General features: G+C 55.7%; 14 protein-coding genes. 7 read left to right on the forward strand and 7 right to left on the reverse strand.

The window, feature by feature from the left end; all coding sequences use genetic code 11:
* Window positions 1–139: 139 nt before the first annotated feature.
* Complete coding sequence (obgE, locus tag ACQ4M4_RS17845; protein ID WP_430685802.1) at window positions 140–1189, forward strand: GTPase ObgE; 1050 nt, start codon at window positions 140–142, stop codon at window positions 1187–1189.
* Window positions 1190–1247: 58 nt separating this feature from the next.
* Here the strand turns inward: obgE and ACQ4M4_RS17850 are convergent, their stop codons facing one another.
* Window positions 1248–2921, reverse strand: a complete 1674-nt coding sequence (locus tag ACQ4M4_RS17850) for a serine hydrolase (RefSeq protein WP_430685823.1) — start codon at window positions 2919–2921, stop codon at window positions 1248–1250.
* Between the two features lie 298 nt (window positions 2922–3219).
* Window positions 3220–4026, reverse strand: coding sequence for an RNA methyltransferase (locus tag ACQ4M4_RS17855; protein ID WP_430685803.1), 807 nt, complete (start codon window positions 4024–4026; stop codon window positions 3220–3222).
* Window positions 4027–4110: 84 nt separating this feature from the next.
* Between ACQ4M4_RS17855 and ACQ4M4_RS17860 the strand changes: the two genes are divergently transcribed.
* From ACQ4M4_RS17860 to ispD, 3 genes are all read left to right on the forward strand, one after another.
* Window positions 4111–4287: a DUF2256 domain-containing protein gene (locus ACQ4M4_RS17860; protein WP_430685804.1), complete on the forward strand. Its 177-nt coding sequence runs from the start codon at window positions 4111–4113 to the stop codon at window positions 4285–4287.
* Window positions 4288–4370: 83 nt separating this feature from the next.
* Entirely contained in the window at window positions 4371–5492 is a 1122-nt protein-coding gene (locus ACQ4M4_RS17865) for an isoaspartyl peptidase/L-asparaginase (RefSeq protein ID WP_430685805.1), read from the forward strand.
* Window positions 5493–5561: 69 nt separating this feature from the next.
* Window positions 5562–6245 (forward strand): 2-C-methyl-D-erythritol 4-phosphate cytidylyltransferase, encoded by a 684-nt coding sequence (gene ispD / locus ACQ4M4_RS17870; protein WP_430685806.1) that lies wholly within the window; start codon window positions 5562–5564, stop codon window positions 6243–6245.
* A gap of 148 nt (window positions 6246–6393) precedes the next feature.
* On the opposite strand, the gene ACQ4M4_RS17875 is transcribed toward ispD, so the two are convergent.
* Window positions 6394–7038, reverse strand: a complete 645-nt coding sequence (locus ACQ4M4_RS17875; protein WP_430682423.1) for a calcium-binding protein — start codon at window positions 7036–7038, stop codon at window positions 6394–6396.
* 165 nt (window positions 7039–7203) lie between these two features.
* Complete coding sequence (locus ACQ4M4_RS17880) at window positions 7204–7365, reverse strand: hypothetical protein (protein ID WP_430685807.1); 162 nt, start codon at window positions 7363–7365, stop codon at window positions 7204–7206.
* A 2-nt stretch (window positions 7366–7367) separates the two neighbouring features.
* Between ACQ4M4_RS17880 and wecB the strand changes: the two genes are divergently transcribed.
* Window positions 7368–8480, forward strand: a complete 1113-nt coding sequence (gene wecB, locus ACQ4M4_RS17885; RefSeq protein ID WP_430685808.1) for a non-hydrolyzing UDP-N-acetylglucosamine 2-epimerase — start codon at window positions 7368–7370, stop codon at window positions 8478–8480.
* A gap of 132 nt (window positions 8481–8612) precedes the next feature.
* Here the strand turns inward: wecB and ACQ4M4_RS17890 are convergent, their stop codons facing one another.
* Window positions 8613–9482, reverse strand: a complete 870-nt coding sequence (locus tag ACQ4M4_RS17890; protein ID WP_430685809.1) for a nuclear transport factor 2 family protein — start codon at window positions 9480–9482, stop codon at window positions 8613–8615.
* A gap of 173 nt (window positions 9483–9655) precedes the next feature.
* Here ACQ4M4_RS17890 and murG point away from each other — a divergent pair, with 173 nt between their 5' ends.
* Window positions 9656–10753 (forward strand): undecaprenyldiphospho-muramoylpentapeptide beta-N-acetylglucosaminyltransferase, encoded by a 1098-nt coding sequence (gene murG, locus ACQ4M4_RS17895; protein WP_430685810.1) that lies wholly within the window; start codon window positions 9656–9658, stop codon window positions 10751–10753.
* A gap of 211 nt (window positions 10754–10964) precedes the next feature.
* Window positions 10965–12518: an AAA family ATPase gene (locus ACQ4M4_RS17900; RefSeq protein WP_430685811.1), complete on the forward strand. Its 1554-nt coding sequence runs from the start codon at window positions 10965–10967 to the stop codon at window positions 12516–12518.
* Between the two features lie 162 nt (window positions 12519–12680).
* On the opposite strand, the gene ACQ4M4_RS17905 is transcribed toward ACQ4M4_RS17900, so the two are convergent.
* Window positions 12681–13382 carry a PHP domain-containing protein gene (locus tag ACQ4M4_RS17905; RefSeq protein ID WP_430685812.1) on the reverse strand — a complete coding sequence of 234 codons (702 nt, stop codon included), beginning with the start codon at window positions 13380–13382 and terminating at the stop codon, window positions 12681–12683.
* Between the two features lie 120 nt (window positions 13383–13502).
* The gene (locus ACQ4M4_RS17910; protein WP_430685813.1) at window positions 13503–14744 is read right to left on the reverse strand and encodes an acetate/propionate family kinase; all 1242 of its coding nucleotides are present in this window, start codon (window positions 14742–14744) and stop codon (window positions 13503–13505) included.
* Window positions 14745–14828: the final 84 nt, after the last annotated feature.

Below are 14828 nucleotides of genomic sequence, written 5' to 3' on the forward strand. Positions count from 1 at the left end.
CCCATTGTTGCGCATGCACGACACAACAATGGGCGATTCGGCTATTTAAAACAAACGTTTGCTGAAGCCCGATCGGATTCTCTACGCCGATCGTTTGCGCGATCGCCTACCATCAAAGAGGTAAGTTTTGTGTGCAGTCATGCAGTTTATTGACCAGGTAGAAGTTGAAGTATTGGCAGGCGATGGTGGCGATGGCATGGTAGCCTTTCGTCGTGAAAAGTATGTGCCTGCGGGTGGCCCAGCGGGTGGTAATGGGGGCCATGGTGGTTCTGTCTACCTGGTGGCAGCTTCCAACCTACAAACGCTGCTGGACTTTAAATACGCTCACATTTTTAAGGCAGAAAGTGGACAACGGGGCGGCCCCAAAAATATGACGGGAGCTTCGGGGAGCGATCGCCACATTCAAGTTCCCTGCGGCACCATGGTTTACGATGCTGAAACTAACGAACTATTGGGAGATCTGGTCGAGGCTGGGCAATCGCTAATGGTGGCCAAAGGCGGCAAGGGTGGGCTGGGCAACCGTCACTTCCTCAGTAACCACAACCGCGCTCCCGAAAAGGCCCTCCCTGGGCTTCCTGGCGAAAATCGTTTGCTGCGCCTGGAGCTGAAGCTACTGGCTGAGGTGGGCATTATCGGCTTGCCCAATGCTGGCAAATCCACGCTCATTTCAGCGCTGTCGGCAGCACGGCCCAAAATTGCCGACTATCCCTTTACCACGCTGGTGCCCAACCTGGGAGTGGTTCGCAAACCCACAGGAGATGGCACGGTCTTTGCCGACATTCCTGGACTGATTGAGGGTGCCCATGCGGGGTTGGGCCTGGGGCACGATTTTTTGCGCCACATTGAGCGAACTCGGGTGCTGCTGCATCTAATTGATGCCACCCAGGAAGATCCGATTGCCGCTTTTCAAACGATTCAGGCAGAGCTGTCGGCCTATGGGCGTGGGTTGAGCGATCGCCCCCAAATTATTGGCCTGAACAAGATCGATGCCCTCACCTCTGATCCCGATGCAGTCGAGGCGATCGTTCAACAGCTTCGCCAACTCACCCCCGATCCCATCTTCAAAGTGTCTGCGGTTGCTCAAATTGGCATGGAACCCATGCTGCAACATCTATGGGGCATTTTGGATGAGCTCGATCGCGCCGAAGCCGAGGCTGCCCAAGCTCTGGATTTGGAATCGCTGGTTTAACACCCATTCCTGGGAAGGCTTTGGCCCTTGGGATGGAAGCCCAAAGCCTTCGCGACGTTCAGCGGATTTCCTCAGTGTTATCGGGCTGAGTTGCGTCGATGGGTGGGGCGGTTAACGCTGAACCCGGTGCGTTTAGGCTTTGCGGCTGGCTAAAGAAGCCATACACCATACGCGAGACTTGCCGTACCAGCTCTTGGCCCCGATCATCGCCAGCAGGCCGCTGCACCAACACAGTAATGACGTAGCGCTTGCCATTGGGCAAGTCCACAACGCCCGTATCGCCCACCATTTCACTAATGGTGCCTGTTTTATGGGCAACCGTCGCTTCTTCGCCCACTCCAGCCGGAATCATGCTGTTGGTGACGGTGCCGCGCATAATCTCCAGTAGGCGATCGCGCGATTTGAGCGACAGCAGCTCACCCTGGCTCACCGACGCCAGCAGCATCGACAAATCTTTGGCGCTGGTGGTGTTGGTGCCTGCTAAATCCGCCAGGGGATTTTTGATCACAGTGTTGATTAAGCCCCAGCCCCGAAAGCGCTGATTAAGCGCCTCTGCGCCACCCAGCCGATCAATGATCATGTTGGTGGCGGTGTTGTCGCTAATGGTGATCATTTTGGTGGCCACCTCTAGCGCAGTAAACTGCGAACCCATGGCGAGATACTGGAACTCGCCCGAGCCTTCGGCCAGGTCGCTTTCCTTCATCGTCAGCATTTCATCCAGCCGCACTTTGCCCGCATCCACATCTTGCAAAAAGGCCACCAAAACGGGGACTTTGATGGTGCTGGCTGCGGCTAAAACGGCAGAGCCATTGATATCGACATAGCTGTTGTCGTCGATATCCATTAAAAAGACACCCGCATTGAGCCCCGTCGCCTGGGCCACAAGCGATTGGAGCGAGGGCGTAATGGCCGAGAGCGGTTGGCCAGGGCGCAAGGTCATGCTGGCGGTGGCCAAACGGCTTAAGGCGTCGGCTCCACCGCCCTGCCCCATCAACGACTGTTCGGTGCTGGCGTCTGCAACCGAGGCTTCTGCGGCAGAGTGGCTCACGCTTTTGGGATTGAGGATGGAAAGAGTCGTGCCGGCGATCGCCCCCACACCCACACCCAAAATAATGAGCCGGGTAATGTATAACAGCGGTGAGGGAGGAGCCTGGGGTTTGCGGCGTGTACGGCGGGCCTTGGTGGACTTGTGCGAGTGCGAGTTGGAGGTAGACTCAGACGCTAGCGCCAGCGGGTGCGATGAGCGTACAGGTCGTGCCTGCACGGGAATGGTTTGAATGGGGCGAGGCCGACTTAGGGAGCCAGGAGCATCGGAACTTAGGCGACGGCGAAGAGATTCCCCCCGGCCAACAGCGGGCATCCTTGGCTCACGCCGTAGCGGAGTTCCCCAACCTGTCTCGCGCGATCGCTCCTGAAACCCACCCTCTCGCGACTTACCTTCTTTGGTGCGATCGTTCACCATTCGGCGCAGATTGAGGCGGGCATTGGGCGCATAGGGGTCACGCACTGTGCGATCGCTACGACGCACCAACTTAGCAGAGGCATTGGCAGGCAAGTTGGGGCGACCTGTGCTGGAGCGATCAGGATTGCCAGTGGGCGGCTCCCAGCGAACCAGGCCACCGCGAGTGGCCTCAGCGGAACTGGTGGCATCTGGGCGGCGCGGCACAACCGTCCGCGCACGGCTAGAGCGACGACGACGCGACGAACGTGAAGGCTTACCCGAACCAAACATTAACTCCACCTCCAACACTGCACAAAGAATGCACCAAACCTCTCTACCCGCCGAGCCATGCTCTGCAACCTCGCATTTAACGGATGAATCATCAAGCTGTTCATCGAATGCTGTTCAAATACCACGAATCGACACGATGTGTCCGTATTCCAAATCAGCTCAATCCACCCACGGTCAACGTTCATTCCTTAGAACTCTAGTCTATCTAGAGAAATTTGCTTCATAACGTTATATGTCATTCTGCAAGGATTGATCACTAAATCTAGCGTTATTGGAATGCGACAGGGCGATCGCTCTGCTATGTGTTGCGATCCCCAGGAAGGCGATCGGCCGAAGGTTCAGCTTGATTTGCCGCCCAGCGCATTTGCCGCACCATGCCCCGCAGCAGTGCCACATCATTTTCGGTCGGGTAAGCCCGGTTGTAGAGTTGGCGAATCTTTTCCATGCGCTGGCTGGCCGTGTGGGGATATAGGTATCCAATACTCAGCAGCAAATCTTGCAAATCTAAATAGAAGCCTTCAAGCTGTTCGCGGGGGGCCAAATCGGCAGCTTGGCTCCAATCTGGCAAACTGTCAACGGGGCTCACCGTTGCACAGGTGGATGGAGCAACGGGAATGCACGCCAACCGCAGCTCGTAGCAGCACACGCCAACCGCCTGGGCCAAATTCATGGAGGGATAGACATCGCTAACGGGAATTTGCACCCAACGCTGCGCCAAATTTAGCTCTTCGTTGGTGAGGCCGCTGTCCTCGCGACCAAAGACAATCGCCCCGGTGGTAGCGCCCGGTGCCAGCAGCCAGGGCAATCCGGTTCGAGGTGAATCAAGGGGCAGATTCAGGCTGGAGCGATCGCGCCCCGTAGTCGCCACCACCCGACGGCAATCGGCCAGGGCGATCGCCAGCGAGGGAACAATTTGGGCTGCTTCCAGCACATCATGTCCATGCACGGCCATGCGCCGCGCGTCCTCCCCTAGCGGATCGCATTGGGGATTCACCAGCACCAGCTGTTGCAAACCCATATTTTTCATCACCCGTGCCACAGAGCCCACATTCAGCGGTCCCGCAGGCTCCACCAGCACCACCCGAATTTGCCTTACCCCGTCCATGCCTCTCCACAAATCCAATCCGCCAGTGCAGAATAGAGGATTGCGGTCTCTACCGCTAGATCTAATCTGTATCGTTTGCGCCGCATGCCACGGAATGTTTCTAAATCTGACTTGCCAACCAAGCAATGCCCAGTGTGCGATCGCCCGTTTACCTGGCGCAAAAAATGGGCAGACTGTTGGGACGAAGTGAAATACTGCTCGGAACGCTGTCGAAGACGGCGATCGCAGGCTCAAGATCGCTCCAGCTCTCCCGATACCTAAAGCCAGAGTTTGGGCGCTCATGGTGCGCTTTGTACCCACGCCCACTCATTCATCTCTACCTTTTCATCGGATAATGGGAAGCTGTGTTTACTGGAGAACACAGCAGCACAGCCCACATTCACGATTGGGTAACCGCACCGAATCACGCCTTTTGTCGCGGTTACAGGGTGGCCTATCTGCAAGCTAGGCCGAGTCAGCAGCAACCGCGCATCGAATCCATCTTTTATTCCACATTTCAGGAGCCAGACATTATGCTACCGGGTCAGATTCAGCCAAAGCTGATTATTCATGGTGGAGCCGGAAGCTCGCTTAAGGGCAAAGGGGGCGAAGAGGCTGTGCGGCGATCGCTCTACCGCGTCATTGAAGAAGTCTATGGATTGCTCATGGCTGGGGCCAGTGCCGAAACCGCCGTTGTGCGCGGTTGCCAACTGTTGGAAGACGATCCCCGGTTCAATGCAGGCACCGGTTCAGTACTTCAGTCGGATGGGCAAATTCGCATGAGTGCCTCGCTGATGAGTGGCCCCAACCAAAAGTTCAGCGGGGTCATCAATGTTGGCCGCATCAAAAACCCAATCGACCTCGCCCTGTTTCTGCAAGACTCCCCCGATCGCATCCTGTCCGACTATGGCGCGGCGGAGCTAGTGCGCGAACTCAAGATTCCGCCCCATGATCCGTTAACTGAAATTCGACTGCAAGAGTGGATTCAAGAACGCCACGGCAACTTTCATCGCGAAATGGCGGGTGTGGTAGCCGAAAAAGAATTGCTCACCGAAGCGGGTCGTGGCACCGTTGGCGTGGTGGCTCTGGATGGAGAAGGCCGCATTGCCGCAGGCACCTCGACCGGGGGCAAGGGATTTGAGCGAATTGGCCGGGTGAGCGATTCCGCCACTCCTGCCGGAAACTACGCCACCCACCATGCGGGCATTAGCTGCACGGGCATTGGCGAAGATATTTTGGAAGAGTGTTTGGCTCCGCGCATTGTGATTCGCGTAACGGATGGCCTGTCGCTGCCCTTGGCCTTTGAGCGTTCCTTTATCGAGGCGGAGACCAATCGCCGGGACTTTGGCGCAATTGGCATTGACCGCACAGGGATGATTGCCTGGGGCAAAACGAGTGAGGTGCTGCTGGCGGCTTACCATGATGGAGAGCATGTGCGCGATACCCTTGAGCTGGAGGAGGGGACCGTCACAGGTCATTGCAGATAAGACGTTTGGTAGGACATTGAGAGGCGGCTCGGTGCGCATCTCATTTGAGCGCAAGAACGAGGTAACGTTGTGCATTTGTTGATTCCGGCGGCTGGTTCAGGTAAGCGAATGGGGAGCGATCGCAACAAGCTATTGCTGCCATTACTCGGCCAGTCGGTCATTGCCTGGACACTGAAAGCCGCCGATGCTGCTACCACCATTGAGTGGATTGGGATCATTGCCCAGCCGAGCGATTGGCCAGATCTCAAGGCGATCGCATCTGGACTCAATTTGCAAAAGCCCGTGCACTGGATTGCGGGTGGAACAACCCGGCAAGAGTCGGTCTACAACGGCTTGAAAGGGTTGCCACCCGAAGCCGGACAGGTGCTCATTCACGATGGCGCGCGGTGCCTCGCCACGCCAGAGCTGTTCGATCGCTGTACGGCGGCACTGCAAACTTGCCCTGGCCTGGTGGCGGCGATTCCCGTCAAGGACACGATCAAGGTGGTAGCCCCCCATTCGGATGTGGTAGCTTCTACGCCGGATCGCAGTCAACTATGGGCAGCCCAAACGCCCCAGGGCTTTGATGTGCAAAAGCTGCTGGTTTGCCATGCCGAGGGGGTACGCCAGGGCTGGGAAGTCACGGATGATGCCATGTTGTTTGAACAGTGCGAACTTCCGGTCACGATTGTGCCTGGAGAGGAAACGAACCTGAAGGTGACGACGCCGATTGATATGGCGATCGCCGAATTCATTCTACGTCAGCGCTCCTAAAGGCATCAGAACGCTTAAGACTTACGCCTAAAACTCAGCAGCTTATATCACCAGAAGCCCCACAGCTGACATCCCACAAGAAAGAGGACGGGGTTACCCCGTCCTCTTTATCCAATCAATTCAAGTGACTCACGGTGCTTCTAAACCATTAGGCGGAGACGAAGTCGAGGGAGGGAATGACCGCTGCACCTGCCTTGTCTTGGATGACCGCCACCACATCGGTTGTGCCCTTGTGGTAGATCACCGTATCCAAAGCGCTGCTGCCCACACCATAGTAAGACACGTCCTTCACCTCGTACTGGCTCAGGTTCAGCTTCACCTTGTCGCCTTCGGCATAGTTGAAGTCTTTGATAATCGCATACCCGGCTCCCTTGTAGAAGTTGCCATAGGCATCGCCCACCACAAACGTGTCGGCTCCGGCTCCACCCGTCATCTCGTCGTACTCGTAGGAGTTGTTGCCATAGCCGCCGCCATGCATCACATCGTTACCCGCTTCTCCAAAGATTTTGTCGGTGCCGCTGCCACCGTAGATGGTGTCGTTGCCGTAGTAGCCCAACAGGGTATCGTTGCCAGAACCACCTGAGATGTAGTCGTTGCCATACCAGCCATCGATGTAGTCGTTGCCCGCTTCACCATAGGCATAGTCATTGCCGGTGCCAGCGTAGATTTTGTCGTTGCCGTTCCAGCCGTAGAGGGTGTCGTTGCCGCCATATCCGTAGAGGGTGTCGTTGCTGTTGCCGTAGCTGATGGCGTCGAGCAGGTTGTTGAAGGCGTTACCAGAGAGAATAGCCATGGTTTGTTACTTCCAGAAATAGGGGGTTGTTTCGTGGGAGGGGTCACCGGAGTGGTTTGCTTGCCTGTGTCCCTCTAAAGAGCTATCGGGTGTAAGAGGAGGCGTTATGCAAAAATCTGGAAAAATTTCCGGCAAAGTACCCCAATGGGTAACCCACCGGGGTTCCTAGATGCCAGAGGTGTTTACGGGTTGAGGCGGAACGCGTTGGGGCTCAGTTGGCGATCGCCCAATCTGTTTGGGCACAGCTGCGGTTTCTGGTGTGGCACTACAGTAGGATGAATGAGCGGCTGCATAGCCGCTTTCCTTTTGAGTGATTACGCAAAACATTCATGGTTCAGTCGTCCTTCCGCGTTTGCATTATTTTGGGAACTCGTCCCGAGGCCATTAAACTTGCTCCAGTCATTCAGCGATTTCGGCAGGATTCGCGATTTGAAACGCAGGTGGTGTTGACTGGGCAGCATCGCGAAATGGTGACGCAGGTGATGGATCTGTTTGGCATTACGGCAGACCATGACTTGGACATCATGCAGGCAAAGCAAACGCTCACGGATATTACCTGCCGGAGTTTGCAGGGATTGGATGGGTTATTCCAGCAGCTACAGCCGCAAATGGTGTTGGTACAGGGGGATACAACGACAGCCTTTGCAGCCGCGATCGCCGCCTTCTACCATCAAATTCCGGTTGGGCACGTCGAGGCGGGATTGCGCACCGATGATCTCTTCAATCCCTATCCCGAAGAGGCAAACCGTCGGTTGATCTCTCAAGTCGCGCAGCTCAACTTTGCGCCAACCGAGCAGGCCATGGCGCACCTCAAGGCATCCAATGTTGTGGGTGCTACTCACCTCACGGGGAATACGGTGATTGATGCGCTGCTGTCGGTAGCGGCCAAGCAGCCCGACTGCCCAATTGCCGGGTTGGACTGGAACCAGTATCGGGTACTGTTGGCCACGGTACACCGTCGCGAAAACTGGGGCGAGCCACTACAAGACATTGCTACCAGCTTTTTGCAAATTTTGGACAAGTTTCCCGATACAGCGCTGCTGTTGCCGTTGCACCGCAACCCAACAGTGCGCGATCCCCTGCGCGATCGCCTGGGTCAGCATCCTCGGGTCTTTTTAACAGAGCCGTTGGACTATGCGGAGTTGGTGGGAGCCATGCAGCGCAGTTACCTGTTGCTCACCGATTCGGGTGGTTTGCAAGAAGAAGCGCCAAGCCTGGGTAAGCCAGTGCTGGTGTTGCGCGAAACAACCGAACGTCCTGAAGCGGTGACGGCGGGTACAGCCAAGTTGGTGGGCACCGCTCCAGAAACGGTGGTAAATGCGGCCAGCCAACTGCTGGCTGACCCAGCAGCCTATGGAGCAATGGCCAATGCCATTAACCCCTTTGGCGACGGCCATGCCTCAGAACGGATCGCTGACCTGGTGTACCAGTATTTGGCCTGATGTTTGGGCTTCACTGAGAGAGGAAGATAGAAGCGCGATCGCCATACAAAACCGCACACGCCATACGAAACCGAGTGGAGCGATCGCTCCACTCGGTTTCGTGCGTGAACGCTTCATCCGGTAACGGGGGACTTATTGGGTTGCGCGCAGGCGGCGTGTCACCATGGTAATTCCGTCTTCACGAACGATAATGCCCGATAGCCAGCGATCGCTCGGTAGAGCTGGGGCGCGTCCAGTTTTGAACAAGCCGCCAGCATTGAGCAAATCGAGCATAATTGCGGAGTTGTTGAGGTAGCCATTCACATCGGCCCCTTCTTCAATCGCAGTGCCCAACAGTTGGCGATCGCCCAGAGGCTCATCCACAATCACGTCAAACCCATACGGTGCAGCCGTGCGAATTTGGCTGGGAGCCTGCACCGCCACATTGGGCGCATTGGTGCCGCTGGTTACCTGGTTTTCTTCGGTCAAAATTTCTTGGCTCAGCAGTTGCCCGTTTTGATAGGTTTGGCGCGAGGTTACGGTAGAGCTAAGGCGAAATTCGCGCTGTCGTGTTTTTTGTACACCTGTAACCCGCGTCGCCGTTTCGGCAGTCCAGGTGTCCCCCTCTTGCTGCCAGGCGGTAATGGTGGTGCGATAGTTGAGCTGGTCGTAGCGCTCCCAAAAGAGTTGCAGCGCTTCGGATAGGGTGTCATAGGTTAGCCCATCGGAGTGGGTGAAATTGCGGCTCACCAAGCGCATGAGACTGCGGCTATCTTCGCGGCTGGCCAGGGTATCCAGTTCATTCACCAGACGCACCAGTTCCGCAGGGGCATCGGTAGCAGGAGCAACACTAGGCGCAGTGGGCGTGGAGCGAGTTTGGGCCACTACACTGGGTGCAATGCTCAGTATCAGCCCAGCCAATACCGAAGATGCCAGCATTCGATGCGATGCACGGCGGCGCACGGTCGGTGTGTTGGCTTGGCTTTGGGAGATTGAGGTGATACGGCGGAGCATTTTACGCATAGGATAAGAGGTTGAAAGAACGTGAACCACGACGGAGCACAGCCCCTACTAGGGTAACGGATCGAGGCGAATGTTCTAGGAAAGTTGCAACTTTTTTGGGAAACGGTGGCGGCAGGCTGCTGTGCCAACGGGTTTCCAAAGGTTGTGTCTCTATAGCCTGGAAAGGGTGAAACGTGACGGAATCAAAGAATCGGGACATTGCCCCAAACACCAAACTCCTCATTGCAGCTAGCGGTACGGGGGGACATCTGTTTCCGGCGATCGCCACAGCCGATGCGCTCAGCGATGTGGCGATTGAGTGGTTGGGAGTGCCCGATCGGTTGGAAACGCGACTCGTTCCCAGTCAATACCCACTTCATACGATCCCAGTGGAGGGCTTTCAGCAAAAATTGGGTCTGGGAACGCTGCGAATTTTGAGCCGATTGGTCCGCTCTATCTGGCAAGTGAGACGGCTGTTGCAACAGGAAAAGTTTCAGGGGGTGTTTACCACCGGGGGCTACATTGCGGCTCCTGCAATTATTGCGGCGCGATCGCTAGGGTTACCTGCCATCTTGCACGAATCTAATGCCTTGCCAGGAAAAGTAACTCGGCTGTTGAGCCCGTGGTGCAGTACAGTAGCGCTCGGGTTTGATGCGGCGGCGAAGTATTTGCCAAAGGCTAAAACGGTTTGTGTGGGAACTCCAGTGAGATCGCCCTTCCTGGCGAATCCTGAAGCCCTGCCGCCGTTGAACTTGCCCATTCCCGAGGATGTTCCGGTGATTGTGGTGGTGGGGGGCAGTCAGGGTGCCGTGGCCGTAAACCGATTGGTGCGGCAGTGCGCGCCTACCTGGATTGAGGCTGGCGCATGGATTGTGCATTTGACTGGCGACAACGATCCCGATGTCAAGTCATTTACCCATCCCCACTACTTGGCGCTGCCTTTTTTTGACAATATGGCGGCACTGCTGTGGCGGGCAACTCTGGCCATTAGCCGATCGGGGGCTGGAACCTTGACCGAACTGGCGATCGCCCAGCTTCCTTCCATTCTCATTCCCTATCCCTTTGCGGCAGAAGATCACCAAACCTACAACGCGCAGGTCTTTGCCGATGCTGGAGCCGCCTACCTGCACCAACAGACCGACCTCACCCCCGAGCGACTCAATGCCGAAGTGGTGCGCCTGCTAAACAGCCCAGAAGAACTGGCCCAACTGCGAACGGCGACTGCCAAATTGGCGATCGCCGACAGTGCCCAACAGCTTGCCACGCTGATTCGGCAATCCATCGCCTCATAAGAGTTGGATGCGCATTGCACACACGTCAATCCACAGGACAAATCTGTTAGGGCTTACACACGTCATCCGAAAAACCGAGGGATTGAATGATGTTTGGAGTGCTGAGCGCTCCAAACATCATTCAACTGCGTAAGTCCTGTCTGTAATTTTTGGGGAATGTTATGAAAGCGGCTGTAGTTTTGTCTAAAGCCCCCATTCATTCTCAAAACTTATGCATTGGTCTACGACATCTCTGGCTGATCACATTCGTGAGCTGCAAGTTCTCGTGTTGTCTTTCCATCCGTTGATTGTGATGGAAACCGTGGAAGAAGAGCGAGTTCAAGCCTTGCTGCAATCGATGACGCAAGATATGCAGCGCTGGCTGTTTGAGTGGAGCATTACTCAGGGATTGGTGCGATCGCTGCGGTCTAACCAGGCACCATGGGTCAACGAAGCAGCCCCTGCAAGCACCACAAAAGGACAAACTATCGACAAAACCGAAGACCCATTGGCCTTGCTCAACCACTTGCAAGAAACCAATCTCAAAGGCGTTTTTTGGCTCAAAGACTTTGCTCAGCATTTAGAAGACGCCACTGTTGCCCGCAAATTTCGGGAAGTCGTGCAACTCTTTTCCCAAACCCAGTCTGCCCTCGTGCTAACGGGTAGCACTGTACTCCTGCCTCCCGACATTGCTCACGATGCCGTTGTGTACGACCTAAAACTACCCGGCAAAGATGAATTGCGGCAGGTGGTACAGGAAGTCATTCGCACCTTTCGCAGCCGCAACCGCCTCAAAAACGAGCCATCCGAGCTAGAAATTGATACCCTCGTGCAAGCGCTAGCCGGCATGACCCTCAAACAAGCGCGACAGGTCATTGCGTACTCCGCAATTGTCGATGCGCAGCTCACCGTCGATGATGTGCCCGGCATCCTCAAGCGCAAATCGCAGATTATCCGCGAGAGTGGCATTTTAGATTATTTTCCCGCGAGCGAAGTGCCATTGAAACTCAGCGGCTTTGCAGGACTCAAGCAATGGCTCGACAAAGCGCGTATGGGGTTTTCTTCCCAGGCGCAAGCCTATAACCTGCGTCCTCCCAAAGGAATTTTGATTTTGGGGATTCAGGGCTGTGGTAAATCTCTTGCCGCCAAAACCATTGCCCAGAGTTGGCGGCTGCCCCTGCTCAAGCTAGATGCCGGACGCCTATACGACAAATACATTGGGGAATCAGAAAAAAACTTTCGGCAGGCCGTTGCCCTTGCAGAATCCATGGCACCCGCCGTTTTGTGGATTGACGAAATCGAGAAAAGCTTTAGCTCCAACAGCGGCGACTCCGACGGCGGACTCAGCAAGCGCATGTTTGGTTTCTTTCTCACCTGGATGCAAGAAAAATCCGAGAATGTGTTTGTGGTTGCCACCGCTAACGATATCTCTCAGGTGCCACCCGAGCTGTTTCGCAAAGGTCGCTTCGACGAAGTATTCTTCGTTGACCTTCCCGATCACCTAGAACGAGGCGTGATCCTACAAACCCACCTGCTACAGCGCAACCAAATTCCTCAACAATTCGACTTTCCCACACTGGTTGCCGCCACCGACGGCTTTAGCGGAGCGGAAATTGAGCAAGCGGTGATTAGCGCTCTCTACTGTGCGCTGTACGAGGGGCGATCGCTCGACACGGAACTCCTGCTCCACAGCATCAAATCCACTGTGCCGCTCTCGGTTTCACGGCGCGAAGAGGTGCAACGGTTGAGGGCGATCGCTCAGGAGCGCTTTGTTAGCGTCAAATAAAACGAACTAGATTTACGCGTTTGTGTTTGTAGATAGCATCAGTATGGGCAATGCAAATGAGTTAGGTATAGGTTGAGGTGTTGGGTTGAGGTCACGAAACCCAACCTACTGAGGGCTCTTCAGGTGCGGCATAAAGGGCGCAGTAAGCTCTATTCACGCTCTTTACAGCCGTTGCAGCAGGCTCAGGCCGTGGGTATCGGTGCCGCAGGTGTGCAGCAACCCATGGGCCTCTCCCAGTTGCCACACCTCCTGGGTTTGGCGAGGGCTTGGCATCCACGGCGAAGGATTGTTGTAGGCATAGTAGGTTTCCACACCGTTGATGCCGCACTCGGCGGCAGCCGGAATCAGCAGCGCAGGCGATTGCCGATAGCGCGCCGGGTGGGCCAGTATCGCCACGCCACCGGCTGTATGAATGGATGCAATCACCGTTTGGGCCTGGTAATGCTCGCCCGTTGTGGTTTGGCGTTGAGTATAAGGCTGCATGGCGGCATGGTCCGGATCGAATGCATAGCCAAGAATGTGAACCTCTTCGCCCAGCAAGTTGGCATTAATTTCGATACCAACCCACAGGTGCGGCACCGTTTGAGCGCGATGCTTGTGTCGATATTCACTGAGCCACAGCTGAGCGCGACGAAACCCCTGAGTGGAATGGTGGTCTGTGATCGCCAGCCCGCTTAAGCCAATACCCACCGCTTGTTCCGCGAGCTGCTCGGGGTGCATGCGCCCATCGGAGCAGGTGGTGTGCATATGAAAGTTGTAGCGGTGGGGGCAACTATCTGGGGCGATCGCCTCAAACACACGCCGCAAAGCAAGAACGTCTTGCGCCGGAGTGGATGCCATGCTGTGAACCAGACTTCCAGCCATAAGGTGCTTTACGTTAATTTACTCTGCAATTCTAGCCAGTGACGAGAGCAATCGGGAAAAAAGGCTTAAGGAAACGGCCGTTGGTGCCAGGATCTGCGTACCGTGCCTGTGATCGGTTTACTACGCCTGTTTCTGGGCCTGTCCCTGCTGCATTAGGAGCCAACATTCCTGCGCGATCGCCCAATCTTCCTGCGTGTGAATGACCAACACCCGCACCCGAGAATCCTGAGTCGCGATATCGGTATCCCGTGGCGATCGCGCATTTTTATCTGGATCGATCGCCATGCCCAAAAACTCGAACGCCTCACAGGCTTTTGCACGAACGTTAGCCGAATGTTCGCCAACTCCCGCCGTAAACACAACCGCATCCACTCCACCCAAACTCGGCAGCATCGCCCCCATATGCCGCCGCAAACTGTGAATATAAACCTCCAACGCCAGCTGAGCCCGCTCATTCCCCTGGGCGATCGCCGCATCAATTTGCCGCATATCCCCCGATATTCCCGATACGCCCAACAACCCCGACCGCTTATTCAACAATTGATCTAGCTCCTCTGCCGATATGCCATGTTGCCGCATGAGGTGAATAGAAATGCCCGGATCGATCGATCCTGAACGGGTTCCCATCATCAATCCTTCCAACGGCGTAAAGCCCATTGTGGTATCCACACACTGCCCATCGCGCACTGCAGACAGCGACGCTCCATTGCCCAAATGGCAGATCATCAGCCGCAGCGAAGCCAAATCTTGACCTAATATCTGCGCTGCTTTGTGGGCGCAATAGCAATGACTAATGCCGTGAAACCCATACCGCCGTATGCCTTTTTCCGTCCACTCGTAGGGAATGGGGTACACCGTCGCAGCGGCAGGCAACGTGGCATGAAAAGCCGTATCAAACACCGCCACTTGAGGAACCGTCTCCAGTACCGCATCGATCGCCTTAATTCCCGCCAGGTTCGCCGGATTGTGCACCGGAGCAAAAGCCGACAGTTGGGCGATCGCCTCCTTCACCTCATCTGTTACCCAAGTGCTCTCGCGATAGGTTGCACCACCATGCACAACCCGATGCCCCACCACCGCAATCTCGTGGCGATCGCGCACTACTGTCGTCTTGCCCTGCCATAGGGTTTCCAGCAGGCGGGTCATATCCTGCGATCGCGACTGAGAAGCCACGACCTCTTCAAACAATGCACCGTAAGCGGTCTCCACCGTGAGTGCGGCCATGCCATCCTGCTTCGACCAATCAATCGAAGCTTCCCATAAAGGACGAAGAGGCTCGTTAGGTAAACGGTCAATTGGCAGCTCATACAGGCTACTTTTTTGGCTACTTGAGCCTGCATTCATAACCAAAATTTTCATCATGGCGATCGCGCCCCATCGTCACGTCAATTTAGCCAGGACTTACGCACGTTATCCAAAATGCAAAAGGTTGCAGATGATGTTTCG

It is taken from the genome of Leptolyngbya sp. AN02str, assembly GCF_050565595.1.
Taxonomy (GTDB): Bacteria; Cyanobacteriota; Cyanobacteriia; order Elainellales; family Elainellaceae; genus Kaiparowitsia.